At 68.8% G+C, this 25,544-nt stretch carries 23 protein-coding genes; 17 read left to right on the top strand and 6 right to left on the bottom strand.

Annotation, left to right across the window (positions count from 1 at the left end):
- The first annotated feature begins 850 nt into the window (after window positions 1-850).
- A complete protein-coding gene (locus Q8W67_RS22135) occupies window positions 851-1,225 on the top strand; it encodes a hypothetical protein (protein ID WP_305549938.1) in 375 nt (124 codons plus the stop codon).
- A 76-nt stretch (window positions 1,226-1,301) separates the two neighbouring features.
- Here the strand turns inward: Q8W67_RS22135 and Q8W67_RS22140 are convergent, their stop codons facing one another.
- Window positions 1,302-2,015, bottom strand: a complete 714-nt coding sequence (locus Q8W67_RS22140) for a DUF6065 family protein (protein WP_305549939.1) — start codon at window positions 2,013-2,015, stop codon at window positions 1,302-1,304.
- A 668-nt stretch (window positions 2,016-2,683) separates the two neighbouring features.
- On the opposite strand from Q8W67_RS22140, the gene Q8W67_RS22150 reads away from it, so the two are divergent.
- From Q8W67_RS22150 to Q8W67_RS22165, 4 genes are all read left to right on the top strand, one after another.
- Window positions 2,684-4,828, top strand: a complete 2,145-nt coding sequence (locus Q8W67_RS22150; protein WP_305549940.1) for a sodium-translocating pyrophosphatase — start codon at window positions 2,684-2,686, stop codon at window positions 4,826-4,828.
- Between the two features lie 226 nt (window positions 4,829-5,054).
- Window positions 5,055-6,146, top strand: a complete 1,092-nt coding sequence (locus Q8W67_RS22155; protein ID WP_305549941.1) for an alkene reductase — start codon at window positions 5,055-5,057, stop codon at window positions 6,144-6,146.
- A 194-nt stretch (window positions 6,147-6,340) separates the two neighbouring features.
- Window positions 6,341-8,254, top strand: a complete 1,914-nt coding sequence (locus tag Q8W67_RS22160; protein WP_305549942.1) for a PAS domain S-box protein — start codon at window positions 6,341-6,343, stop codon at window positions 8,252-8,254.
- Between the two features lies 1 nt (window position 8,255).
- Window positions 8,256-8,975: an HAD hydrolase-like protein gene (locus Q8W67_RS22165; RefSeq protein WP_305549943.1), complete on the top strand. Its 720-nt coding sequence runs from the start codon at window positions 8,256-8,258 to the stop codon at window positions 8,973-8,975.
- Here the strand turns inward: Q8W67_RS22165 and Q8W67_RS22170 are convergent.
- Entirely contained in the window at window positions 8,912-9,409 is a 498-nt protein-coding gene (locus Q8W67_RS22170; protein ID WP_305549944.1) for an outer membrane protein assembly factor BamE, read from the bottom strand. The genes Q8W67_RS22165 and Q8W67_RS22170 overlap by 64 nt on opposite strands.
- Before the next feature lie 191 nt (window positions 9,410-9,600).
- On the opposite strand from Q8W67_RS22170, the gene Q8W67_RS22175 reads away from it, so the two are divergent.
- The 12 genes from Q8W67_RS22175 (at window position 9,601) to Q8W67_RS22230 (ending at window position 21,128) form a co-directional block, all read left to right on the top strand.
- Window positions 9,601-10,176, top strand: a complete 576-nt coding sequence (locus Q8W67_RS22175; RefSeq protein ID WP_305549945.1) for a ubiquinol-cytochrome C chaperone family protein — start codon at window positions 9,601-9,603, stop codon at window positions 10,174-10,176.
- Window positions 10,173-10,676 carry a DUF177 domain-containing protein gene (locus Q8W67_RS22180; protein ID WP_305549946.1) on the top strand — a complete coding sequence of 168 codons (504 nt, stop codon included), beginning with the start codon at window positions 10,173-10,175 and terminating at the stop codon, window positions 10,674-10,676. The genes Q8W67_RS22175 and Q8W67_RS22180 overlap by 4 nt, the downstream gene beginning before the upstream one ends.
- A gap of 162 nt (window positions 10,677-10,838) precedes the next feature.
- Window positions 10,839-11,870 (top strand): phosphate acyltransferase PlsX, encoded by a 1,032-nt coding sequence (gene plsX, locus Q8W67_RS22185; protein ID WP_305549947.1) that lies wholly within the window; start codon window positions 10,839-10,841, stop codon window positions 11,868-11,870.
- Between the two features lie 88 nt (window positions 11,871-11,958).
- Window positions 11,959-12,981 (top strand): beta-ketoacyl-ACP synthase III, encoded by a 1,023-nt coding sequence (locus Q8W67_RS22190; RefSeq protein ID WP_305549948.1) that lies wholly within the window; start codon window positions 11,959-11,961, stop codon window positions 12,979-12,981.
- Window positions 12,982-13,136: 155 nt separating this feature from the next.
- Window positions 13,137-13,457 carry an integration host factor subunit alpha gene (locus Q8W67_RS22195; protein WP_305549949.1) on the top strand — a complete coding sequence of 107 codons (321 nt, stop codon included), beginning with the start codon at window positions 13,137-13,139 and terminating at the stop codon, window positions 13,455-13,457.
- A 114-nt stretch (window positions 13,458-13,571) separates the two neighbouring features.
- Window positions 13,572-14,063 (top strand): MerR family transcriptional regulator, encoded by a 492-nt coding sequence (locus Q8W67_RS22200; protein WP_305549950.1) that lies wholly within the window; start codon window positions 13,572-13,574, stop codon window positions 14,061-14,063.
- Window positions 14,064-14,156: 93 nt separating this feature from the next.
- Complete coding sequence (locus Q8W67_RS22205; RefSeq protein ID WP_305549951.1) at window positions 14,157-14,576, top strand: hypothetical protein; 420 nt, start codon at window positions 14,157-14,159, stop codon at window positions 14,574-14,576.
- A gap of 167 nt (window positions 14,577-14,743) precedes the next feature.
- Entirely contained in the window at window positions 14,744-15,187 is a 444-nt protein-coding gene (locus Q8W67_RS22210; protein WP_305549952.1) for a 4-aminobutyrate aminotransferase, read from the top strand.
- 227 nt (window positions 15,188-15,414) lie between these two features.
- On the top strand, window positions 15,415-17,367 hold the full coding sequence (locus tag Q8W67_RS22215) for a PrkA family serine protein kinase (protein ID WP_305549954.1): 1,953 nt from the start codon (window positions 15,415-15,417) through the stop codon (window positions 17,365-17,367).
- A 254-nt stretch (window positions 17,368-17,621) separates the two neighbouring features.
- Window positions 17,622-18,923 carry a YeaH/YhbH family protein gene (locus tag Q8W67_RS22220; protein ID WP_305549956.1) on the top strand — a complete coding sequence of 434 codons (1,302 nt, stop codon included), beginning with the start codon at window positions 17,622-17,624 and terminating at the stop codon, window positions 18,921-18,923.
- Between the two features lie 97 nt (window positions 18,924-19,020).
- Window positions 19,021-20,592 carry a SpoVR family protein gene (locus Q8W67_RS22225; protein ID WP_305549957.1) on the top strand — a complete coding sequence of 524 codons (1,572 nt, stop codon included), beginning with the start codon at window positions 19,021-19,023 and terminating at the stop codon, window positions 20,590-20,592.
- 107 nt (window positions 20,593-20,699) lie between these two features.
- The gene (locus tag Q8W67_RS22230) at window positions 20,700-21,128 is read left to right on the top strand and encodes a PaaI family thioesterase (protein ID WP_305549958.1); all 429 of its coding nucleotides are present in this window, start codon (window positions 20,700-20,702) and stop codon (window positions 21,126-21,128) included.
- Between the two features lie 6 nt (window positions 21,129-21,134).
- On the opposite strand, the gene Q8W67_RS22235 is transcribed toward Q8W67_RS22230, so the two are convergent.
- From Q8W67_RS22235 to glyA, 4 genes are all read right to left on the bottom strand, one after another.
- A complete protein-coding gene (locus Q8W67_RS22235) occupies window positions 21,135-21,761 on the bottom strand; it encodes a riboflavin synthase (protein WP_305549959.1) in 627 nt (208 codons plus the stop codon).
- The gene (ribD, locus tag Q8W67_RS22240) at window positions 21,761-22,867 is read right to left on the bottom strand and encodes a bifunctional diaminohydroxyphosphoribosylaminopyrimidine deaminase/5-amino-6-(5-phosphoribosylamino)uracil reductase RibD (protein ID WP_305549960.1); all 1,107 of its coding nucleotides are present in this window, start codon (window positions 22,865-22,867) and stop codon (window positions 21,761-21,763) included. Before ribD ends, Q8W67_RS22235 begins: the two co-directional genes overlap by 1 nt.
- Window positions 22,864-23,421, bottom strand: a complete 558-nt coding sequence (gene nrdR, locus Q8W67_RS22245; RefSeq protein ID WP_305549961.1) for a transcriptional regulator NrdR — start codon at window positions 23,419-23,421, stop codon at window positions 22,864-22,866. Before nrdR ends, ribD begins: the two co-directional genes overlap by 4 nt.
- Before the next feature lie 104 nt (window positions 23,422-23,525).
- The gene (glyA, locus tag Q8W67_RS22250) at window positions 23,526-24,830 is read right to left on the bottom strand and encodes a serine hydroxymethyltransferase (protein WP_305549962.1); all 1,305 of its coding nucleotides are present in this window, start codon (window positions 24,828-24,830) and stop codon (window positions 23,526-23,528) included.
- Between the last annotated feature and the right edge of the window lie 714 nt (window positions 24,831-25,544).

A 25,544-nucleotide genomic window follows, 5' to 3' on the forward strand; every position in this document is an offset into this window, starting at 1 on the left:
AGCCGGGGGCCTTCCCCCCGCTCCGATCCTCCCGGCAGTCCCGCGTCGGAGCGCGCAGATCGTCATGCCGACTTACCGGGGGGCGGGGGCCTCAAGGCCCAGGGCAACGGTATCGGTCTCATCGCCACGGGGGCCGGACGGCACGCCTCCACCCGGGAACCGGCCGGGACTCCCGGGGCGGCGACCGCCTCCCGATCGGTTCCCCGGCCGAGGTCCCGGTCCGATCGGCAGCCTGTTTCGAGCATGCGCGAACCGGCTCCCCCCGCGAGACGCCGGCGCCCTTCCGACGCGGGCGAAAGCCTCGGCGGGGGGCCAGGCCTATCGCGTGGCGCACCTCATGACCGGGGGCGACGTCGCGCAGCTAAGATAACATTCCTGCTTCTCGAAGCAGAACCACGACAGGGACCCGCTCTTGAGACAGGCGCCCCCACAATGACGGAAAACCCCGTAGAGAGGACGCACGTAGACCGCGCCGGTCAGGGCCGGGCTCTGCGGCACGCCATGGGCGGCCTCGTAGGGTTGCGCGGCCGCAGCGAAGGCCCAAACGGTCAGGATCAGTGCAAGCGCCGGAGGTCTCATCGATCAAACGCCGCACAGAATAGCTCAGGGAACCACAAAGAGAGGCCCTGTCCGCGGTGTCGATTAAATTATGTTTCATGATGAAAGCATTGAGCATATCCCCGGCGTTTCGGTTGCCGGAGATTTAATTTTACATCGTCGATTCCATTTGCCGCAGACCGGACGGGAACGAAACTTTGGAACGCTTCGGCGGCGGCCGGTGTTTCCGCCCGCGCACGACGCCGGCCGCCCCAGGCTTCAAGCCGTGCGCTGTTCCTGGAAGGAGCCGTAAATGGACAAAACAGTCGCTGGCCTGATCGGGGCCGTCACCCTCCTGGCGGTCGCCGATCCGGCCCAGGCCGCCATGCCGGCGCCAGCCGGCCTGGACACCGTGATGCAGGTCGCGTCCTACGCGGATCTCCTCAAGCCGATCCCGAACGCAGCAGCGCTGCTCAAGACGTCGGAGGAAGCCGAGGCGCGGGCGGAACTGCTGCCGACGGCCGCCGAAGGCGATGCGACGGTTCAGCAGGCGCAGTACTACCATCACCACCACCACCATCACCACGGCTACTTCCGGCGGTTTCATCACCACCACCATCATCACGGCTACTTCCGGCGGTTCCACCATCACCACCACCACGGCTACTTCCGCCGCGACGGCTTCTGAAGGCTGCCGGAGCCCTGCGGACCGAGAGGAAGGTCGGATCGACCTTCCTCTCCCCCATCGGCCATGCCGCCGGCCGTTAGCCTGCGGTCTTGGCGGCTCCGAGGATGCGCCGGTAGGTGCCGTCGAAGACCGTGTTGGTGGCCGAGGTCCACTGTGAATCCGCCGAGAGCGTGGCCCGGCTCGCGAAGATGCGCCGGGCCTGCAACTCACGCTCGGCGGCCTCGTCGTCGGACATCGGCACGAGTTCGTACTGAGCTTCGTCCGGCACGAGGGTGATCTGCATGAACGGCTCGCCGGGCCGGAACACGTGGGTCCGCCCCTCTTCGGGCGCCTTGAAGACCATGAAGTACATCATCGGCCACCAGTGCCGCAGCAAGGCTGGCACCGCGACCGGTACGGTCCCGGTCCGGTCGGTGTAGAAGCGCGGATGCGTCTCGGTCTTGATCGCCCAGCCGGCCTCCACCTTCAGGTCGATCAGGATCTGATAGGTGTAGTAGGCATCCCCGAAGGTCCGGAACGGCGGCCATTGCAGACCGGGCTCCGGCGGCGCACCGAAATCGCCCTCGAAGACGAGCGCACCGTCGCGCGTGCTGACGTGCAACTCGTTCGCGTAGGGATAGAACAGCTCGATCCCCGCCTTGGCCGCCTCCGAGAAAGGGATGCAGTGCCAGGCGTATTCCTGCGAGCCGTCCGCCCGCGGCTCGGGCTGGCCCGCCCAGCCGGGGATCTCGAGGCGGGTGCGCCGCGGGCGCAGGCCCGGCTCGCTCAATCTGAACTTGACGTATTGCATGTGCGCCCCTCCGGGTCCTCGACCGCAGTAACTCGCTCGGCTCCGAGACCGTTCAGCGAATCGACCGCTCAAGAGCTGGGTCTGTCGCAGGTCCGATGCCCTGCGATAAACGGTTGATGGCGGAGCAGTCGACCGTGAGGGCGCGCTCCAGCGGCATCGTCTCGATGTCGCGATAGCGCAGGGCGTCCCGGAGGTGCCCGGACATGGCCTGGACGATGAGGCCGGCCTCGAGGTGCCGGTCTGAAGCCGCCCGGAGCCTGAGCGATTCAACGAAGGGCGGGGGCGCCGGGGATCATGGGCCGGCTCCGGAGCGGAGTGGCACGCGCGGCGGCTCTGGCGCTCGATCCGTGAGCGTCGGGCATTCGCGCCCGCGACCGGCCCTCGCTGAGCGCCACTCGCGGTCGCGGCTGTGATTGTGGCCCTCCACCGACGTGGACGATCTTTTCGAATGATCCCATGTCAAGGCATGGCGCAATGCAGCATTCGCATCTCGCACCGCCAACAAGGCGAGACGTGGCGTTTGCGCTCACCGGCGAAGTTTGGCAACTAAGATCAGTTCTGGGAAGGAATGCCCCGAATCCGAGCGCCACGTCCCATGACCGTCGTCCGACGGTCAAGCTCGACAATCACAAGCCCCCGCCAGGCACGATAAAAACAAGGACGGTAGAATGATCCCCTTGGTTCTGATCATCGCGGGCGGGCTCTGTGCCGTCGCCTACGGCATCGTCACGATCCTCGACGTGATGCGGCGCGACGCCGGCACCCAGCGCATGCAGGAGATCGCCGCCGCCATCGCCGAGGGTGCGCAGGCCTATCTCCGGCGCCAATACATGACCATCGGCTTCGTCGGCGTGGTCTTGTTCGTGCTGCTCGCCGTCTTCCTCGGGATCAAGGTCGCGGTCGGCTTCCTGATCGGCGCCGTGCTGTCGGGCGCGGCGGGCTTCATCGGCATGAACGTCTCGGTGCGCGCCAACGTGCGCACCGCCCAGGCCGCCTCCACCTCCCTGGGCGGCGGCCTCGACATGGCCTTCAAATCGGGCGCAGTGACCGGCATGCTGGTCGCCGGCCTGGCACTGCTGGGGGTGGCCTTCTACTACCTCTTTCTCACCCGCGGTGCCCATCTCGACCCGTCGAGCCGCGAGGTGATCGACGCATTGGTCGCCCTCGGCTTCGGCGCGTCGCTGATCTCCATCTTCGCCCGGCTCGGCGGCGGCATCTTCACCAAGGGCGCGGATGTCGGCGGCGACCTCGTCGGCAAGGTCGAGGCCGGCATCCCCGAGGACGACCCCCGCAACCCCGCCACCATCGCCGACAACGTGGGCGACAATGTCGGCGACTGCGCCGGCATGGCGGCCGATCTGTTCGAGACCTATGCGGTCACCATCGTCGCCACCATGGTGCTGGCCGCGATCTTCTTCTCCGGCCCCACCGGCAGCGGGCGCGCCGTGCTCGAGCCGATGATGCTGTATCCGCTGGCCATCGGGGCGGCCTGCATCGTCACGTCGATCGCCGGCACCTACGCGGTGCGGCTCGGGGCCAACCAGTCGATCATGGGCGCCCTGTACAAGGGGCTGATCACCGCGGGCGCGCTCTCGATCGGGGCGATCGCGCTCGTCAACCTGACCCTGCTCGGCGGCTTCTCCACGGCCTTCACGACGTCGACCGGCGTGACCTTCACATCGGGCGGCCTGTTCGGCTGCGCGGTCATCGGGCTCGCCATCACCGCGCTGATCGTGGTGATCACCGAGTACTACACCGGCACCAACTTCCGGCCGGTGAAGTCCATCGCCGACGCCTCGGTCACCGGGCACGGCACCAACGTGATCCAGGGGCTGGCGATCTCGCTCGAATCGACGGCGCTCCCCGCCATCGTCATCGTGGCCGGCATCATCAGCACCTACGCGCTGGCCGGCCTGTTCGGCATCGCCATCGCGGTCACCGCGATGCTCGCGCTCGCGGGCTTCATCGTCGCGCTCGACGCCTTCGGGCCGGTCACCGACAATGCTGGCGGCATCGCCGAGATGGCCGGCCTGCCCCCGGACGTGCGCAAGTCCACGGACGCCCTCGACGCGGTCGGCAACACCACCAAGGCCGTGACCAAAGGCTACGCCATCGGCTCGGCCGGGCTCGGTGCGCTGGTTCTGTTCGCCGCCTACACGTCGGATCTGAACTACTTCATCGCCAATGCCAGCCCGACGCAGTACCGCTTCTTCCAGGGGGTGAGCGTCGATTTCTCGCTCTCCAACCCCTACGTCGTCGTCGGGCTCCTGCTCGGCGGCCTGATCCCATTCCTGTTCGCCGGCATCGCCATGACGGCGGTGGGGCGCGCGGCGGGCGCGGTGGTCGAGGAGGTCCGGCGCCAGTTCCGGGAGAAGCCCGGCATCATGCAGGGTACCGATCGGCCGGATTACGGCCGGGCGGTCGACATGCTGACCCGGGCGGCGATCCGGGAGATGATCGTGCCGTCGCTGCTGCCGGTGCTCTCGCCGATCGTGCTGTTCTTCGTGATCCAGCTCATCGCCGGCAAGAGCCAAGCCTTCGCCACCGTGGGCGCCAGCCTGCTCGGGGTGATCATCACCGGCCTCTACGTGGCGATCTCGATGACTTCGGGCGGGGGCGCCTGGGACAACGCCAAGAAGTACATCGAGGACGGCCACCACGGCGGGAAGGGCTCGGAGGCCCACAAGGCGGCGGTGACCGGCGACACGGTCGGCGACCCCTATAAGGACACGGCCGGCCCGGCCGTGAACCCGGCGATCAAGATCACCAACATCATCGCCCTGCTGCTGCTCGCCGTGCTGGCGCATAGCTGAGCGTTCTCGAACGCTGATGTACCCCGAGGGCCGGGTTCCAGGCGGAACCCGGCCCTCTGCGGGCGCGGCATCGGCCGGTGCGCAGCATGTCCGCCTCCGCGCCGTGTGCGCCCGCGCACGGACCGGCCCCCATGGTTACGCTGCACCTTGGCATCACCGCGCCGCAGCGCCACCTCGGCGCCAGCGCAAACCGGACGCGGCCCCGCCGCGCCAGCACGAGGTATCCATGCCGTCCCTGCTCGACCCGATCCGCATCGGCGCCATCGAGGCGAAGAACCGGATCTTCATGGCCCCGCTCACCCGCGGCCGCGCCAGCCGCGAACACGTGCCGACCCCGATCATGGCGGAGTACTACGCGCAGCGCGCCGGCGCCGGTCTCATCCTCAGCGAGGCCACCGGCATCTCCCAGGAGGGGCTCGGCTGGCCCTACGCCCCGGGCATCTGGTCCGACAGCCAAGTCGACGCGTGGCGCCCGGTCGTGAAGGCCGTCCACGACAAGGGCGGCAAAATCGTCTGCCAGATCTGGCACATGGGCAGGCTGGTCCACCCCGACTTCCTGAGCGGTGAGCCGCCGGTCTCGGCCTCGGCCACCACGGCGCCCGATCAGGCGCACACCTATTCGGGCAAGCAGCCCTACGCGGAGGCGCGTCCGCTGGAGGTCGCGGAGATTCCGCGCCTGCTCGCTGATTACGAGCGCGCCACCGCCAACGCGCTGGCCGCCGGCTTCGACGGGGTGCAGATCCATGCGGCGAACGGATACCTGATCGACGAGTTCCTGCGCGACGGCACCAACCACCGCACCGACCCATATGGCGGCTCCATCGAGAACCGCGTGCGGCTGCTGCGCGAGGTGACCGACGCGGTGGCCGGCGTCGCCGGGCCCGAGCGCACCGGCGTGCGTCTCTCGCCGAACGGCGCGATCCAGGGCTGCAACGATTCGAACCCCGAGCCCTTGTTCGTCGCCGCCGCGCGGGCGCTCGCCGATTGCGGCATCGCCTTCCTGGAGATGCGCGAGCCGGGGCCGAACGGGACCTTCGGCAAGGCCGATCACCCGCCGATCGCCCCGGCGATGCGCCGCGTGTTCCGCAACCCGATGATCCTCAACGCGGATTATGACGGGATCAGCGGCCAGAAGGTCCTCGATGCCGGCGAGGCCGACGCGATCGCGTTCGGCCGGACCTTCATCGCGAATCCGGACCTGCCCGAACGGATCGCCAAGGGCGCGCCGCTCAACAAGGACGAGGCCGCGACCTGGTACAGCCAGGGCCCGGAAGGCTACATCGACTATCCGACCTTCGGCGAGGCCCGCGCCGCGTAGAGCAGGACGCGAACAAGGTGGGATCCGGTTTTTCGAAACCATCCCGCGATGACGAGGATCTCTAGCCTGCTGCCGGTTTCGTGAAAGGGCAGCAGGCTCAAGGAGCCGGAGGTCCGAAAGCACGATTGTGCGTGCCTTTGTGCGTGGCCGTGCCTATGCAGGCGGGGTTCCCGCGCCTATCTGAGCGCGAGACCATGGATGTGCCGGCATCAAACGCGCTCGCGGCTTCCGAATCGACCGAGGCGCGCTGGAGCACCGCGGATCGGATCGCGGAACTGCACGATCTCGCGATCCTCGATAGCGAGCCCGAGCCGCTCTACGACGACCTCGTACGGATCGCCGCCCATGTCTGCCGCGCGCCGGTCGCCCTCGTCAGCTTGGTTGATGCCGAGCGCCAGTGGTTCAAGTCGGAAGTCGGGCTCGGCAAACGCGAATTGCCGATCAACTGCTCGGTCTGCGCCCACACGATCGAGGCCGGCGACCTGCTCGTGATCCCCGACCTCGTGGATGATCCCCGGACCGTGGCGAATCCGCTGGTTTCTGGCCCGCCGGGTTTCCGCTTCTACGCCGGGGCGGTGATCCGGGGGGGCCAGGGCATCCCCCTCGGAGCCCTCTGCGTCCTCGACCGGACGCCGCGGCCGGCCGGTCTCGATGCGGACCAGACCGCCACGTTGACGGCCCTGGCGCGTCAGATCTCGACCCTGCTGGAGCACCGGCGGGCCCGCGTCCAAGTGGCGGCCCGCGAGGCGGAGCTCGCCGCGAGCGAGCGCCGCTTCCGGGTGATGACCGCGGCGATGCCCCAGATGGTCTGGACCACCCTGCCGGACGGGTTCCACGACTACTACAACGACCGCTGGTACGAGTTCACCGGCATGCCCTACGGCTCCACCGATGGCGAGGGCTGGAACGGGGTGTTTCATCCCGAGGACCAGGAGCGCGCCTGGGCCCGCTGGCGTCACTCGCTAGCCACCGGAGAGCCCTACGAGATCGAGTATCGCCTGCGCCATCACGACGGCGCCTACCGCTGGACGCTGGGCCGCGCCATGCCGATCCGCGATGCGGCGGGGCGGATCGAGCGCTGGTTCGGGACCTGCACCGATATCGACGATCTGAAGCGGGCCGAGGCCGAGGCCCGCAAGCTCGCCGCCATCGTCGAGACCTCCAAGGATTTCATCGGCCTCGCGACCCTGGACGGACAGATCACCCACCTCAACGAGGCGGCCCTGACGCTCGTCGGGCTGCCCGACCTCGCCGCCGCGCGTCGGCACCGGATGCCCGATTTCTTCACGGACGACAGCCGCCGGGTGCTGGCCAAGACCGTGATGCCGGCGGTGCGGCGGGATGGCTACTGGGAGGGGGAGCTGGCCTTCCGGCACTTCGGCACGGGCGAGCCGGTGGCGGTCCTGTACAACATCTTCCCGGTGCGCGACCCGCGTGGGGCCGAGATCGGCTACGCGACCGTCACCCGAGACCTGCGCGAGGCCAAGCGCGCCGAGGAGGCCCGCGACCTGCTGATCCGCGAGCTGTCCCACCGGATCAAGAACATCTTCGCCGTGGTGGGTGGCCTCGCCGCCCTGACGGCGCGGAGCGACCCGGCGGCCAAGCCGTTCGCCGCGGCCTTCCGGGATCGGCTCGGCGCCCTGGCCCGGGCCCACGAATACGTCCGTCCTCATTCCCCCGAGAGCGCGCCCGCGATGGCCGGCCAGACGGTCCTCGGGCTGATGCGCCTGATCATGGCGGCCTACGAAGTGGGCGGCCGGGCCCGCGTGGCGATCTCCGGGGACGATGCCGAGATCGGCGAGCGCACGGCGACCGCGCTCGCGCTGATCATGCACGAGCAGGCCACCAACGCGATGAAGTATGGCGGCCTCTCGACGAAGGAGGGCGGCGTGTCCCTGAGCGGTCTCCGCGAGGACGGGCGCTACACGCTCACCTGGGCGGAGGCCGGCGGTCCGCCGGTCACCGCGAAACCCTCCCGGAAGGGGTTCGGGACGGTGCTGGCCGAGCGCAGCGTCGCCGGTCAGCTCGACGGCGTGCTGGAGCACGATTGGGCTCCCGGCGGCCTCCTGATGCGGCTCAGCGTGCCCATCGAGAACCTGCGCCACTGAGATGGGCCGGCGACCGGATGATCTCGGGCCACGCCTCGTCGTGCTCGACTTCGACGGCACGCTGGCAGACAGCTTCGCTTGGTTCTGCTCGGTCCTGAATGGGGTCGCCGACCGCTATCGATTCCGCCGGGTCGAGGCGCACGAGGTCGATGCCCTGCGGTTGCAGGGGGCGCGCGCCATCGTGGCGCATCTGGGCATCCCGCGCTGGAAGCTGCCGTTCATCGCCCGCCACATGCACAGGCTTGCGGCCCGCGATGCGGCGCAGATCACGCTGTTTCCCGGCGTGCCGGCCATGCTGGCCGAGATCGCGGCCGCAGGCGTGCCGCTGGCGATCCTGTCGTCGAATCGCGCCGACACCGTCCGCCGCGTGCTCGGGCCGGAGAATGTCGGCCTCATCGCGGCCTATGCCTGCGGCGCTTCGATCTTCGGCAAGGCCCGGCGGCTGCGGAGGCTGCTGGCGCGCACGGGAATCCCCCCGGAACGGGCGCTGTGCATCGGGGACGAGGTCCGCGACCTGGAGGCCGCCCACGCGATAGGCTGTCCGTTCGGAGCCGTGGCCTGGGGCTACACCGACATACGCGCTCTGGCGGCGCTCGGTCCCGAGCACCTGTTCGTCGAGCCGGGGGAGATCGCCCGCCTGGCGGCGGGCGCCGCGGATTACATGCCGCGATTCGCGCCCGGGACGATGCTGGCGCCATTGCCGGAGCCGAACGGCTCGTAGCGGGTGAGGCCGCGGAACAGCTGGCTCAGGAAGGCCCGGTCCGCGCCGCTCGTCGGCGTGGTGCGCTCGATGAAGTCGAACACCCTCCCGTCCTGGAGGCCGTAGAGCGCCACCCGCTCGACCTTGAAGGCGCCCGAGAAGTAGACCGCCGTGACCTTCTGGTCGTCGACCTGCTCGCCCAGGAACATGACCGTCCGGCGGGTATTCTGGGAGATGTAATACCAGGACTTGTTGCCCACCGTGGAGACCGTCGACGGTGTGCCGAGGATTTGCAGCACCTGCTCGGGGCTCATGCCGGGCTTGATCGTGGCCAGAGCCGCCTGATCGACCTGATAGCCGTGTCGCAGCTCCTCGCCGATGCAGCCGGACAGGCCGGCTCCCGTCAGGCCCAGCAGGGCGGTACGCGCGAAGAACTGGACGAGACGGCGCCGCATCGGGCCCCCAGAGAGTGTGTTGACGGACGAGCGAGGCATGTCGCCGCCGGCAGGGATCTCCGACGGCGCTTGCGCCCTGGGCGTGGGTTGCCGTACCGCGGGGTTATGGCTTTGACAAGGCAAGCTTGGCCACACGCCCCGGCCTTCCGCCCCGGCCGCGTGATGGCTGCTCTCTCCGCCGCGGGGCACCCGTGATCGCCGGGCTGTTCCGGCGCGCCGGCGCCCGGCGGCGCGCGGTCGAGGGGCTGCACCTGGCCGTCACCACGGCCGCGCGCCGGCCCGGCCTGTACACGCGCCTCGCGGTGCCCGACACCGTGGAGGGCCGGTTTGAGGCCCTGTGCCTGCACGCCATCCTTGTGTTGCGCCGGCTGAACCGGCTGCCGGCCCCGGCTTCCGAGGTGGCGCAGGATCTGGTGAATGCGGTCTTCACCCAGCTCGACGCCTCGCTGCGGGAACTCGGCGTCGGCGACATGGGCGTCGCCAAGCGCATGAAGAAGCTCGGCGCCGCCTTCTACGGCCGGGCCGCGGGCTACGATGCCGCCCTCGACGCGGGCGATGCGGGCGCCCTGCGCGACGTCCTCGCCCGCAACGTGCTCGGCGGCGTCGGCGACGGAACCGCCCTCGCAACTTACGTGCAGGCCGCCGACCTGGCACTCGCACGGATCGACCTCGACGGGCTGCTCGGCGCCGGGCCGCCCTTTCCGGAGCCTGGCGCCTTCGCGCCGACACCGGAACGGACTGGAGACACGACAGGAGGAGCCGCATGAGCCAGGACAGCGGACCGCTCTCGCGCTGGGTCAATGTCGAGCGCCTGCCCCAGGGTCGGGGCACCGTCACCGTCGAGGCGAGCCCGGCCGAATGTGCGGCGCTCGCCGGCGATTTCGGCATTCCCGCCATCCGCGACCTCGTCGGGCGGTTCGAGATCGCGGGGGCCACGACCCGGCTGACGGTGACCGGCACGGTCGAGGCCGTGGTGACGCAGGTCTGCTCGGTCAGCCTGGAGCCGTTCGAGGGGCCGGTCCGGGAGCCGGTCGAGGTGGTGTACACCGATACCGACCGGCTCGCCGGCACCGAAGCCGAAGACGCCGAGGTGCCCGATCCGCTCGTCGGCGGACGGATCGATTTCGGCGCGCTCACCGCCGAGTTCCTTGCGCTGGGCCTCGACCCGTATCCGCGCAAGCCCGGCATCGCCTTCGAGCCCGTGGTGGTGGGCGACGATTCGGGGCCCTTCGACGCGTTGCGCCGGCTCCGCGACGAGCAGGCTTGACGCCCCGGCGCCCCTGGCCGGGCGTCCTGGACCCGGATCAGGAACTCCGGGCGGCCCGATTTCATTTGCCCGGCGAGCCGGTATCGCTATGGTCCGCCGCGCCCGGCGGCCCCGTCGGTCCCGCCGCAATCCCGCCCCGCCGAGACCGCGACCCGCAAAGACATGTCCCAACGCGTGTGCATCTCGCTCGACGCCATGGGTGGCGACCACGGGCCCTCCACCGTCGTGCCCGGCGCCGCGCTCGCCCGTGAGCGCCATCCCGGCACCACCTTCCTGATGTTCGGCGACGAGGCGCTGATCGCACCGCTCGTCGCCAAGGAGCCCCGGCTCAAGGACTGCGTCGAGATCCGCCATACCAGCATGGCGGTCGCCATGGACGACAAGCCGAGCCAGGCGGTGCGCCAGGGAAGGGGCAAGTCGTCCATGTGGCAGGCGATCCAGGCTGTGCGCGACGGCCAGGCCGATGCCTGCGTGTCGGCGGGCAACACCGGCGCCCTGATGGCGATGTCGAAGATCTGCCTGAAGACCATGTCGGGCATCGAACGCCCGGCCATCGCCTGCCTGTGGCCGACCGTCCGCGGCGAGAGCATCGTGCTCGATGTCGGCGCCACCATCGGGACCGACGCGGAGCACCTCGTCGAGATGGCCGTGATGGGCTCGGCCATGGCCCGCATCGTGTTCGACCTCGACCGGCCCACCGTCGGCCTGCTGAACGTCGGCACCGAGGAGATGAAGGGCAACGAGGCGGTCAAGGAGGCCGCCCGGATGCTGCGCGAGATGGACAATCCCGGGCTCGCCTATCACGGGTTCGTCGAGGGGACGGATCTCGGGCGCGGCACCGTCGACGTGGTGGTGACCGAAGGTTTCACGGGAAACATCGCCCTGAAGACCGCCGAGGGCACCGCCAAGCAGATCGCCACCTATCTCCGCGCCGCCATGACCCGGACGCTGGCGGCCAAGATCGGCGCGCTGTTCGCCCGGCAGGCCTTCAAGGCCTTGAAGGACAAGATGAACCCGAGCCGCGCCAACGGCGGCGTCTTCCTCGGACTGGAGGGCATCGTCATCAAGAGCCACGGCTCGGAGAACGCGCAGGGCTTCGCCGCGGCGGTCGACCTGGCGCATGATATGGCCCGCCACGACATGATCCGCACGATCCGCGAGATGCTCGACCAGACGGCCCTGGCGCCCGCCTGAGCATCCGCCGATGGACGGGACGGAAAACGGGCTTCCGAGGCGACACAGCCGAAACGCGTGACGTTTGGACCGCCCGGGAAGGAAAGCAATGTCAGCCCTCCGCACAGACCCAGCGCAGCCTCGGCGCGACCCGGCCCAGCGCGCGCAAGCCCTGCGCTCGGTGGTGGTCGGAACCGGCTCGAGCCTGCCCGAGCGGGTCGTGACCAACGCGGCCCTGGCCGAGCGGGTCGACACCTCGGACGAATGGATCGTCCAGCGCACGGGCATCCGCCAGCGCCACCTCGCGGCGGCGGACGAGACCACCTCGGTGCTGGGCACACGGGCCGCCCGGGCTGCCCTCGACGATGCCGGGTTGTCGGCCGCGGACATCGACCTCGTGATCTGCGCGACCTCGACGCCCGACCACACCTTCCCGGCGACCGCGACCCAGATCCAGGCGGCGCTGGGCATCCATCAGGGCGCGGCCTTCGACCTGCAGGCCGTCTGCGCCGGCTTCGTGTTCGCGGTCTCGACGGCGGACAAGTTCCTGACCACCGGGTCGGCGCGCCGGGCCCTGGTGATCGGCGCCGAGACGTTCTCGCGGATCGTCGACTGGGAGGACCGCACAACTTGCGTGCTGTTCGGCGACGGGGCGGGGGCGATCGTCCTGGAGGCGCGGGCGGACGCGGAAGGGCGCGGAATCCTCGGCGCGAGCCTGCGCTCCGACGGACGGCACCGCGAGAAGCTCTACGTCGATGGCGGCCCGGGCTCGACTGGCACAACCGGGCTGCTGCGCATGGAGGGCCGCGAGGTGTTCCGCTTCGCGGTCGGGCAGGTCACCGACGTGATCGCCGACACCTTCGCGCAGGCGGGCATCACGGCGGCCGACCTCGACTGGTTCGTGCCCCACCAAGCCAACCGCCGGATCATCGAGGCCTCAGCCGACAAGCTCGGGATCGCCCGGGAGAAGATCGTGCTGACGGTGGACCGCCACGGCAACACCTCGGCCGCCTCGATTCCCCTGGCGCTCGACGTGGCGCGGCGGGACGGCCGCATCCGCGCCGGCGACCTCGTGCTGATCGAGGCGATCGGCGGCGGCTTCAGCTGGGGGGCGGCGCTGATCCGCTGGTGACGCGACCGAGGCAATTCGGCCCCCGGCGCGGTTGACCGGGGGGCGAGCGCCGATTAGCGTGCGAGATCATAGGGATACGCCTTCAGCGTGCGGTGCGGTCGGGCTCATCGAGCCTGTGCGCTGTCGGGCGAGACGTGCGGGTGGGGGGACACGGCATGGCAGGCAAGACGGTGACGCGCGCCGACTTGAGCGAGGCCGTCTACCATCAGGTGGGTCTGTCGCGGACCGAGTCCGCCGCCCTGGTCGAGACCGTGCTGTCGGAGATCTGCACCTGTCTGGCGGGCGGCGAGACCGTCAAGCTGTCCTCGTTCGGGTCCTTCGTGGTGCGCAGCAAGGGCAAGCGGGTCGGCCGAAATCCCAAGACCGGCGTCGAGGTGGCGATCGAGCCACGTCAGGTGATGGTGTTCAAGCCGTCGAACGTGCTCAAGGCCAAGATCAACGGCCTCAACGGCGCGGGCCAGCACGACGACGACTGAGCCGTCCGCCGGGGGTGGTGCGGCGAAGTTTCGGGACCGGGCCCGGATGAGGCTTGAGCCCGGATCCGCGGGCCGGCAAGATCGGCCGGTCCCGACCGGATCCGCCAGACAGCCATGCCGCCAGCCCTCGCCGCCGAAGACACCGTCGAACCGGCCGCCGAGAGCGGCGAGAAGAGCGTCCACGCGTTCCGCACGATCAGCGAGGTCGCCGAGGAACTCGACGTGCCCCAGCACGTGCTGCGGTTCTGGGAGACCCGCTTCGGCCAGATCCGGCCCGTGAAGCGGGCGGGCGGTCGGCGCTACTACCGGCCGCAGGATGTCGAGCTCGTGGCCGGCATCAGGCAGCTCCTGCACGTGCGGCGCTATACCATCGCGGGGGCGCAGCGGGTCCTCAAGGAGAATGGTGTCCGCTTCGTCCAGGCCGTGGGCCGCGGCGAGGCCATGGCGGCCGAGCCCCTGGTTCAGGAAGCGGAGGACGGCCGGGAGCCCGGGGCCGAGCCGGTCGAGGGCGCGGACCGGGCGGCCCTGGCGGGCGTCCTGGACGAACTGCGCGCCTGCCGCGCCCTGCTCGACGCCCTGCGCCGGCCCTTCGACCCGGAGGCGTGACAGCGGCCCCACCGGGCTCCCAAGCCAGGGAGGGCGGAGGCGGCCGGAATGCGGCGTCGGGGCGGGCGAACTTTCCCGCGGGAGCCCGCGTTGATGCCCGTGCCCAAATCCAAGTTGTCGCCCAGTCAGGAGTTGATGGCCCGCATCATGCGGATCGTCCGCACCTGTCCGGAAGCGGCTTCGGAGGTTCTGGAGCTGATGTTCCTCGTCAGCCAGATCGAGGCCGCGACCAATGTCGACCGGGAGTACAGGGATGCCCGGCGGGTGATCAGCCGCCTGCGCAACCCGCTCTGGGACATGGGACCCTCCGACCGGGAGAAGCTGCTCTCGGCCGCAGAGGCGATCCGCCGGGTCTGTCGCCTCGCCGAGACGGAGATCCCGCCGGTGCCGATCGCAGATGCCGGGGAGCGCGCCCGGGTCGAGGCGCGGCTCGCCGCCGCCCTGGCCGGCGAGTTCGATGCCGCGCAGATCGCCCGCGTCACCGGGGTCGTGGCGGCGGTGCTGCAGGATTAGGGCGGCCCCCTGCCGGGGCGGCGATCCCGCGCGCGGGCCCCGGTCTGCCCCGCCGAGAGGCCCTCGACGGCCGTGCTCGGCGTCCCCACATGCTCTCGACCGTTGGAAGGGGCACTCGGGCGCGTTCCCGAAGGCAGCCCCCGGATCTGCACTGGAGAGACGCCGCCATGACCGCCCTTCGTCCGCTCGCCGCACTGCTTGCAGGGAGCCTGGTCCTGGCCGGGCCGGCTCTCGCCCAGACCACGGTGACACGATCCAAGACGGTCGCGCCCGGCAAGACCGTCCGGCTGGAGATCGCCCCGAACCTGAAGAAGGATTGCAGCCAAGGCCCCATGCCAGAGTTCAAAGTCTCCGGCGCACCGAAGAACGGATCCGTGATCACGAAGGTCGGCAAGCTGAAGACGCCCGCGAGCTACCGCTGCCCCAACAAGGAGGCCGCGGTTCAGGCGCTGTTCTACCAGCCCAACACCGGCTTTACCGGCTCCGACGAGGTGACCTTCGAGGTGAGGGGTTCGGACGGTCAAGTTCAGACCCAGAACATCAAAATCACCGTCGGAGCCTCCGGATCGAAGACGGGGGACGATGCCAAGAAAGACGGCACAGATCTCTGAGAAGAGGCAAAAAATATTATTTCTGCATGGTTTTTAGGCCTAAAATGGTCGTCGAAGGCGGCTTGAGCCGGCCCGAAATCTCTTGTGCGCCGTGTTTTGGCTGCGCGAGTGTTGCAAGCAATCGACATGGCTCGCGGCACGTTCGCCGCGCTGCGACAAAAGCGGGCCTGTCGGTTGCATCCGAGCCGAGACAGGATGAAGCTGTCACGGTCTGAGAGGGTTATCGAATGCCCATGCATGCGACGAACGACCTTTTCCAGAGCTTTGCCAGGGGGTACGAGGCCCGCCGCGATACGGAGATGACGCTCTCCGAGTATCTCGAGGCCTGCCGTGACGACCCGCTGATGTATGCCTCGGCCGCCGAGCGCATCCTTGCGGCCATCGGCGAGCCCGAGTTCGTGGACACCGCCAAGGATTCCCGGCTCGGCCGCATCTTCATGAACCGGACGATCCGGACCTACCCGGCCTTCCGCGAGTTCTACGGGATGGAGGAGACGATCGAGCGGATCGTCTCGTTCTTCCGCCACGCCGCCCAGGGCCTGGAAGAGCGCAAGCAGATCCTCTACCTGCTCGGACCGGTGGGCGGCGGCAAGTCGTCGCTGGCCGAGCGGCTGAAGGCACTGATGGAGGTTCACCCCATCTACGTCCTCAAGGCCGGGGACGAGGTCTCGCCGGTGTTCGAGAGCCCGCTCGGGCTGTTCGACCCCGAGACCATGGGCGAGGAGATCCAGAAGCGCTACGGCGTCCCGCGCCGGCGGCTGACCGGCCTGATGAGCCCCTGGGCGCTCAAGCGCCTCGACGAGTTCAACGGCGACATCTCGCGCTTCAAGGTGATCAAGGTCCGCCCCTCGCGCCTGCGCCAGATCGCCATCGCCAAGACCGAGCCGGGGGACGAGAACAACCAGGACATCTCCTCGCTGGTCGGCAAGGTCGATATCCGCCGGCTGGAGACCCTGTCCCAGGCGGATCCCGACGCCTATTCCTATTCGGGCGGCCTGAACCGGGCGAACCAGGGCATCCTCGAGTTCGTCGAGATGTTCAAGGCGCCGATCAAGATGCTGCACCCGCTGCTCACCGCGACGCAGGAGGGCAACTACGTCGGCACCGAGAATATCGGCGCGATCCCGTTCACGGGCGTGATCCTGGCGCACTCGAACGAATCCGAGTGGCAGACCTTCAAGACCAACAAGAACAATGAGGCCTTCATCGATCGCATCTACGTGATCAAGGTCCCGTACTGCCTCCGGGTCACGGAGGAACAGCACATCTACGAGAAGCTGATCTCCGGCTCGGAACTGTCGGATGCGGCCTGCGCGCCGGGCACGCTGGAGATGCTCGCACGGTTCTCGGTGCTGTCGCGCCTGCGCGAGCACGCCAATTCCAACGCCTTCTCGAAGATGCGGGTCTATGACGGCGAATCGCTGCGCGAGGTCGATCCTCGGGCGCGCTCGATGCAGGAGTACAAGGACGCCGCTGGCGTCGACGAGGGCATGGATGGGATCTCCACCCGCTTCGCCTTCAAGGTGCTCGCGGCGACCTTCAACCACGACACCACGGAGGTCTCCGCCGACCCGGTGCACCTGATGTACGTGCTGGAGCAGTCCCTGCGCCGCGAGCAGCTCCCGCCCGAGACCGAGAAGAAGTACCTGGAGTTTATCAAGACCGAGCTGGCGCCGCGCTACGCGGAGTTCATCGGCCACGAGATCCAGAAGGCCTATCTCGAATCCTACCACGATTACGGCCAGAACCTCTTCGACCGCTACATCGACTACGCCGATGCCTGGATCGAGGATCAGGATTTCAAGGATGCCGAGACCGGCCAGCTCCTCAACCGCGAGCTGCTCAACCAGGAGCTGACCAAGATCGAGAAGCCCGCCGGGATCGCCAACCCGAAGGATTTCCGCAACGAGGTGGTGAAGTTCGCCCTGCGCTCCCGGGCGCAGCACGGCGGCCGCAACCCGAGCTGGACGAGCTACGAGAAGCTGCGCGAGGTGATCGAGCGGCGCATGTTCAGCCAGGTCGAGGAGCTGCTGCCGGTAATCTCCTTCGGCTCGAAGAAGGACGGCGAGACGGAGAAGAAGCACGGTGAGTTTGTCGAGCGCATGGTCGCGCGCGGCTACACCGAGCGGCAGGTCCGCCGCCTGGTGGAGTGGTACATGCGGGTGAAGCAGGCCGGTTGAGGGACGGGAAGCCTGCTCGGACCAAAATCCGACGGGCCGAGGTTCGACCCTCCACCGCCATAGTTTCGGACGACCGGCCGGCGAGACTCTCAGGCATGATGCGGGAAAGCGAAGTCCGGTTTCTCGAAACCATCATGCGATAGCAAAGCGTTAGAGCATGCTACGGAAGAGTTAGGTGCCTCTTTCCGAACACAGCATGGTATAACGAGAGCCTAGCGCCGGCCGGAGCACGCGGACGAGGGTTTTCGCAGCGGATGCACATCGTCGACCGACGCCTGAATCCGGGAGGCAAGAGTCTCCCCAACCGGCAGCGCTTCCTGCGGCGCGTGAAGGACGTGGCCCAGCGCGCCGTGCGCGAATCCGCCCGCGAGAAGGACATCAAGGATCTCGGCAAGGACGGTCAGGTGACCGTACCGGCCGACGGTGTGCGCGAGCCCCGGTTCTCCCGCCAGCCCGGCACCGGCCTGCAGGACCACATCCTGCCGGGCAACAAATCCTACGTGGAGGGCGACACGATCGAGCGGCCGCCGAGCGGGGGCGGAGGGCGCGGCTCCGGCGAGGGCGGGGATGGCGGCGAGAACAGCGAGGACGCGTTCCGGTTCGTGCTCACCCGCGAGGAGTTTCTGGAGCTGTTCCTCGAAGACCTGGAACTCCCGGACCTCGCCAAGCGCCGCCTCGCTGTGGTCGAGACCGAGGGCCTGCGCCGGGCCGGCTACACGGTGACCGGCTCCCCGGCCAACCTCGCGCTCACCCGCACCTTGCGCAACTCGATGTCGCGCCGGATCGCCCTCAAGCGCCCCAAGCCCGACGAGGTCGCGGCCCTGGAGGCCGAACTCGCCGCGATGCGCGAAGCGGACCCGCGCCGGCCCGACCTGGAGCTGTCGCTCGAGAAGCTGCGCGAGCGGGCCAAGCGCATCCCCTACGTCGACCCGATCGACCTGCGCTTCCGCCGCTTCGAGCCCTATCCCCGGCCGATCGCGCAGGCCGTGATGTTCTGCCTGATGGACGTGTCCGGTTCGATGACCGAGCACATGAAGGACCTCGCCAAGCGGTTCTACATCCTGCTGCACATCTTCCTGACCCGGCGCTACCGCCACGTCGAGATCGTGTTCATCCGCCACACCGACCGGGCGACCGAGGTGGACGAGGAGACCTTCTTTGGGTCCCGGGAGACCGGCGGCACCCTGGTGTCCTCGGCGCTGGTGGAGATGAAGCGCATCATCGCCGAGCGCTACGACCCCAACGACTGGAACATCTACGCCGCCCAGGCGTCGGATGGCGACAACGTCTCCTCCGACGGGCCGACCTCGACCGAACTGCTGCGCGCCCACATCCTGCCGGCCTGCCAGCACTTCGCCTATCTCGAGGTCGGGGACGAGAACGGCCCCCGCGCCGGCTTCGTCGAGCACCGCACCACCCTGTGGCGGACCTACGAGGCCATCGCCAAGGCCGGCGGTCCGATCGCCATGCGCAAGGTCAACCACCGCCGGGAGATCTACCCGGTGTTCCGCGAGCTGTTCGGCCGCAAGGATGCGCGGGCCGAGGCAGAGGCGTGACAAGGAGCGGCGCGACGCCTCCCTTCCCCACAGAGGGGGGGAGGGAGCACCCGTCTCGCGCTTATACGGGACATGGTCCGAAGACACGGGAGGCCGCATGACACTCGTCAAGGCACGGACGCCCCAGAAAATCTCCGGCGGCCCGAAACCCCTGTTCACCGGCAATGACTGGGACTTCGACACCATCCGGCGCATCCACGACGCTTGCGAAGCCATCGCCGGGCCGGAACTCGGGCTGTCCTGGTACCCGAACCAGATCGAAATCATCACGGCCGAACAGATGCTCGACGCCTACGCGTCGATCGGCATGCCGCTGTTCTACAAGCACTGGTCCTTCGGCAAGCACTTCGCCCAGCACGAGGCCGGCTACCGGCGCGGCCTGATGGGGCTCGCCTACGAGATCGTCATCAACTCGGACCCGTGCATCTCCTACGTGATGGAGGAGAACACGGCGACGATGCAGACGCTCGTCATCGCGCACGCCGCCTTCGGTCATAACCACTTCTTCAAGAACAATTATCTGTTCCGGCAATGGACCGATGCCGAGGGCATCCTGGACTACCTGGATTTCGCGAAGGGCTTCATCGCCCGCTGCGAGGAGCGCTACGGGCACCAGGCGGTGGAGCAGGTGCTCGACGCCGCCCATGCCCTGATGAGCCAGGGCGTCCACCGCTATCCCCGCAAGAAGCGGCCGGACCTCGCCTCCGAGCAGCGGCGTGAGCGCGAGCGGATCGAGCACGGCGAACAGATCTACAACGACCTCTGGCGGACCCTGCCGCAGAAGGTCGGCGCGGCGCGCCCGGACGTGGCTGCCGAGCGGCGCAAGGCGCTGCTCGAATTGCCGCAGGAGAACATTCTCTATTTTCTGGAGAAGGTCGCGCCGCGGCTGCGGCCCTGGCAGCGCGAGATCCTGCGCATCGTCCGGTTGGTCGCACAGTATTTCTATCCGCAGCGCCAGACCAAGGTGATGAACGAGGGCTGCGCCACCTACTGCCACTACCGGATCATGAATGCCCTGTCCGAGAAGGGGCAGATCACCGAGGCTGCGTATCTCGAGTTCCTGCAGTCGCACACCAACGTCATCCGCCAGCCGACCTACGACGACCGGAGCTATGGCGGCCACAACCCGTACGCGATCGGCTTCGCGATGATGCAGGATATCGCCCGCATCGCGGAGCACCCGACCGCCGAGGACCGGGAATGGTTCCCGAAGATCGCCGGTACCGGCGACGCCATGGCTGTGCTGCGCGACTGCTGGGAGAATTACCGCGACGAAAGCTTCATCCAGCAGTTCCTGTCGCCGAAGCTGATGCGCGACCTGCGCCTGTTCCACGTGGTCGACGATCCCGAGGAGCCGGAACTGCGGGTCGAGGCGATCCACGACGAGCGCGGCTACCGGAAGCTGCGCCGCTCCTTCGCGCGCCAGTACGACGTCGCCTGGCTCGATCCGGATATCGAGGTGGTGGACGTGGATCTGGAAGGCGACCGTCGCCTGATCCTGCACCACAAGGCGCTCAACCGGATCACCCTGCAGAAGGACGACGCCAAGCGCGTGCTCCAGCACCTCGCCGACCTGTGGGGCTACGACGTGGTGCTCAAGGAGATCGAGCCCGCAACCGGCACGGTGCTGGGCGAAATCAGCGCCAGCGCGCGGTCGGTTTTCTTCTGAGGGGGGCGGCTGCCGCCGTACCGTCCTCGGGCGGGCACGGCGACGGCCCGTGGAATCGGCGTCCTCGACGGATTGCCCCGCCACCCCAACCCATGCTGCATGCAGGCATGAGCGCCACGATCCTGAACCTCCCGGAGACGCGGGACTTCCTCGACCGCGAGTTTCCGCAGATGCAGGCCGGCGGGCGCGCCTACCATCTCGAAGCGGTGGGTCCGCTCTCGGCCCGGATGCGGCTGGCGGCGCAGGAACGCTTCCTGCGGCCCGGGGGAACGGTGTCCGGCCCGGCCATGATGGCGCTGGCCGATTACGCCCTCTACGCGGCGATCCTGGCCAATATCGGCCCGGTCGCCCTGGCGGTGACCACGAGCCTGACCTTCAACTTCCTGCGCAAGCCGGCCCCGGGCGACCTCCTGGCGGCGTGCCGGCTGCTCAAGCTCGGCCGGCGCCTGGCTGTGGGCGAAGTGCTGATCACGCCGGCCGACGGCGAGGACCTCGTCTGCCACGCCACGGGTACCTACGCGATCCCCCCGCGCTGATCGGGGTCAGGACCCCGCCCGCGCCTCGGTGAGCCGGGCCGCGTAGCGGGCGATCAGGTCGACCTCCAGGTTCAGCCGGTCGCCCTCGCGCCGCTCGCCCCAGGTGGTGACCTGCAGGGTGTGGGGGATCAGGAGAACCGAGAAGACGTCGCCCTCAACGGCGTTCACCGTGAGCGAGGTGCCGTCGAGGCAGACCGAGCCCTTCTCGGCGATGAAGCGTGACAGGGCCGCGGGCGCGCGCAGGGAAAAGCGCTCGCTTGGCCCCCAAGCCCCCGCCGTGACGCGCTCGCGCTCCACGATCTCGGCGACCCCATCCACGTGGCCGGTGACGAGGTGGCCGCCGAGTTCGTCGCCGATCTTCAGGGACCGTTCCAGGTTGATCCGCGTGCCAGCCGCCCAGCGGCCGACGGTGGTCCGCGCCAGCGTCTCGGCAGCGGCATCGACCGCGAAGACGCAGCCCCCCTCGACCGGCTCCACCGCGACCGCCGTGAGGCATGGGCCCGAGCACGCGATCGAGGCGCCGAGCGCGATCGTGGCTGGATCGTAGGTGGCGCGGATCGCGATCCGGCGCAGATCGCCCGTGCCCGAGACCGAGACGACGGTGCCGACGTCGCTGACGAGACCCGTGAACATCAGATGGCCCTCTCGTAAGTCACAGCCTCGTCGGGGCCGAGGCGCAACCGCTCGGCCACCCGGAATTCTTCGCTCGCCAGCGCGCGGGTGAGTTCGCGGCCCAGCGCCGGGAGGCCGCCCGCCGCGCCGAGTTCCACCGGGGCGGTGACCAGGGTGCAGGCGTCGATCAGATCGGCCTGGGCCAGCGCCTCAGCAAGGCGGGGGCCGCCCTCGCTGCACAGCCGCGTCAGGCCGCGCGTCCCGAGATGGGCCAGCGCCGCCGGAAGATCGATCCGGCCGGCCGCGTCCGCCGGGACGGTGGCGATCTCGACGCCGAGGGCCTCCAGGGCGCGGCGGGCATGCGCGGGGGCGGAGCGGGTGGTGAGGACCAGCGTCCCGGTGTCGCGGGCGGTGCGGGCCAGGACGCTGGCCGGCGAGAGATGGAGGTGCGAATCGAGCACGATCCGCAGGGGCGAGCGCCCGGCGAGGCCCGGCAGCCGCACCGTCAGGGAAGGGTCGTCGGCCCGGGCGGTGCCGATGCCGATCAGGATCGCGTCGGCATGGGCACGCCAGAGATGGACCGCCCCGTCAGCTACCGGCCCGGTGATCCGCAGCCGCTCGGGGCCGGCGCCGGCGCAGAAGCCGTCGCGGGTGCGGGCGAGCTTGAGGTGCAGGGCCGGCCGGCCGCGCGTCACCCGGGTGATGTGGCCGGCATGGTCTCGCGCCGCCGCCTCCCGCATCAGGCCGGTCTCGACGCTCACGCCTCCCTGGCGCAGGAGCGCGTGGCCGCGTCCCGCCACCCGCGGGTCCGGATCCTCGAGGGCGCTCGCCACCCGGGCGATCCCCGCCGCCAGGATCGCGTCGGTGCAGGGCGGCGTGCGGCCGTGATGCGAGCACGGCTCCAGGGTGACGTAGAGGGCCGCACCGCGGGCATCCGCGCCGGCGTCCGCCAGCGCCAGGGTCTCGCCGTGCGGGCGCCCGCCCGGCGCCGTGGCTCCGGTCCCGAGAATCCGGCCCGTGCCCGGATCGACCACCACGGCGCCTACGGAGGGGTTCGGCCAAGTGGTCCCGAGCCCGCGCCGCCCCAGCGCCAGGGCGAGGCGCATGAAGCGCACATCGTCGCTCATGATCGCACCGCGCGGCGGCGGGACGACGCGTCGGGATCGGTCTCGGGCTCCGGCGCGGAGCCCGGCGCCAGAGGGCCGTCGCCGAGCGGGCCGTCGCCGAGGGCGCTCTCCCCTAGCGTGCCGAGCAGGTCCTCGAAATCCTTGGCTTCGCGAAAATTCTTGTAGACCGAGGCGAAGCGCACGTACGCGACGTCGTCGAGCCCCTTCAGCCCCGCCATGACCAGCTCGCCGATCGCCTCGGAGGTGACCTCGGGTTCGCCCGCGCTCTCCAGCTGACGGGTGATGCCGCTGACCAGCCGGTCGATCCGCTCCGGGTCGACGGCGCGCTTGCGCAGGGCCACGTCGATCGAGCGCTGGAGCTTGTCGCGGTCGAAGGGCACGCGCTTGCCCGAGCGCTTGAGCACCACGACCTCGCGCAGCTGCACCCGCTCGAAGGTGGTGAAGCGGCCGGCGCAATCCGGGCAGACACGCCGGCGCCGGATCGCGGCGCCGTCCTCGGACGGCCGCGAGTCTTTCACCTGGGTCTCGGAGCCGCCGCAATAGGGACACCGCATTGTCTGCACCCGGCGCAAGGAAACGGCCGCGGATCGGTCGGATCCGCGGCCGTTTCCTAATCCACGCTTCGGCGGGCCGGAAGGCCGCCCCGCCTTTAGATCCGTCAGCCGTAGATCGGGAAGCGACCAGTGAGGGCGTGCACGCGGCTCTTCACCGAGGCCTCGACCTCCGGATCGCCCGCCTCGCCCTTGGCCGCGAGCCCGTCCAGCACCTCGACGATGAAGCCGCCGATCTGCTTGAACTCGGCGACGCCGAAGCCCCGCGAGGTGCCGGCCGGAGTACCCAGCCGGATGCCCGACGTGATGGTCGGCTTCTGCGTGTCGAACGGCACGCCGTTCTTGTTGCAGGTGATGTCGGCCCGCGACAGCGCGGCCTCGGCGGCCTTGCCGGTCAGCCCCTTCCGCTGCAGGTCGACCAGCATGAGGTGGTTGTCGGTACCGCCCGAGGTGATGTCGTAGCCACCCGAGATCAGGGTGTCGGCGAGCGCCTTGGCGTTCTCGACCACCTGGCGGGCGTAGATCTTGAACTCGGGCTTGAGCGCCTCGCCGAAGGCCACGGCCTTGCCGGCGATGACATGCATCAGCGGACCGCCCTGGAGGCCGGGGAAGATCGCGGAGTTGAACTTCTTGGCGAGCGCCTCGTCGTTCGTCAGGATCATGCCGCCGCGCGGGCCGCGGAGCGTTTTGTGGGTCGTCGTGGTGGCGACATGGGCGTGCGGGAACGGCGACGGGTGGACGCCGGCCGCCACGAGGCCCGCGAAGTGGGCCATGTCGACCAGGAAGTAGGCGCCGACCGAATCGGCGATCTCGCGGAACTTGGCGAAGTCCCAGTGGCGCGGATAGCCCGAGCCGCCGGCGATGATCACCTTCGGCTTGTGCTCCTGCGCCAGGGCCGCGACCTGCTCCATGTCGATGCGCTGGTCCTCGCGGCGCACCGTGTAGGAGACCGGCTTGAACCACTTGCCCGACATGTTGGGCGGCGCGCCGTGGGTGAGATGGCCACCGGCCGCGAGATCGAGGCCGAGGAAGGTGTCGCCGGGCTGCATCAGGGCCAGGAACACGCCCTGGTTGGCCTGGGAGCCGGAATTCGGCTGCACGTTGGCGAAGCCGCAATCGAACAGGCGCTTGGCGCGCTCGATGGCGAGGTTCTCGGCGATGTCGACGAACTGGCAGCCGCCGTAGTAGCGCCGGCCCGGATAGCCCTCGGCGTACTTGTTGGTCAGCACCGAGCCCTGGGCTTCCAGCACCGCGCGGGAGACGATGTTCTCGGAGGCGATCAGCTCGATCTCGTGCTGCTGGCGGCCGAGTTCCTTCGACACCGCATCGGCGATCTCGGGATCGACCTCGCTCAGCGGAGCCGCGAAGAAGCTGTTCGAGAAGTGCTTGTCGGCAGCGGTACCGGCGCTCATGTTCGGCCTCTGTTCTGTTAGGGGCGGGGCCCGGCCTTTCGTCGGCGTTCACGGGCGGGCATTCGACCGGGATTCCTACACGGGCCGGGCCGGCAGGCCAAGCACAGGCATTTTGGGCGCGCGCAAAGAATAATTTGCCGCAGGCACCGCATCGAGTCCGTTTCCCGGCTTGCGGCGCGTTCTTGCGGCGCGTCTTCCTAGGGTCTGAACTCAATCAGCTTGGCCGTGATGATGTCCGAGAAGGGTGGCGAGCGGACGCTCAAATGCTACGGTTAGCCAGTGATCGTCCCGATTGGGTATCTGTCATGTTACTGTATCTAATTCCATATGTCGCGCTTTTGTTGCTAATATTTGGTTTCGCCGTTGGCTATCGTAAAGGTAAGCAGCGACCAAGATTAGGGTTAAAATCGCCGCTGAGTTTATTTTTAATCATATTAGCAGCAATAATATTTACTAAGGCTATAGACAAGAATGGATTTTCTGGCAATGCAGGGCATATCATATTCTTGATAAGCTCTTGCCTACTTTATGCTTCTCTTTGGATCGGAGCTTCAATCGGAGGCTGGGCAAGTAAATTTGGTCACCGAAAAGTTTCCTGAGTTGCAACGTCCATGACAAGGCCGCAATTCTGCTTCCACACTCAACCTGACCGTCCGCAATGGGTCGAAAGCGGGCGGCCCTCCCAGGGTCAAGCTGATTAGGTTTTGACCCTAG

Origin of the sequence: Methylobacterium sp. NEAU K, from assembly GCF_030700285.1 — a bacterium.
Lineage (GTDB): Bacteria > Pseudomonadota > Alphaproteobacteria > Rhizobiales > Beijerinckiaceae > Methylobacterium.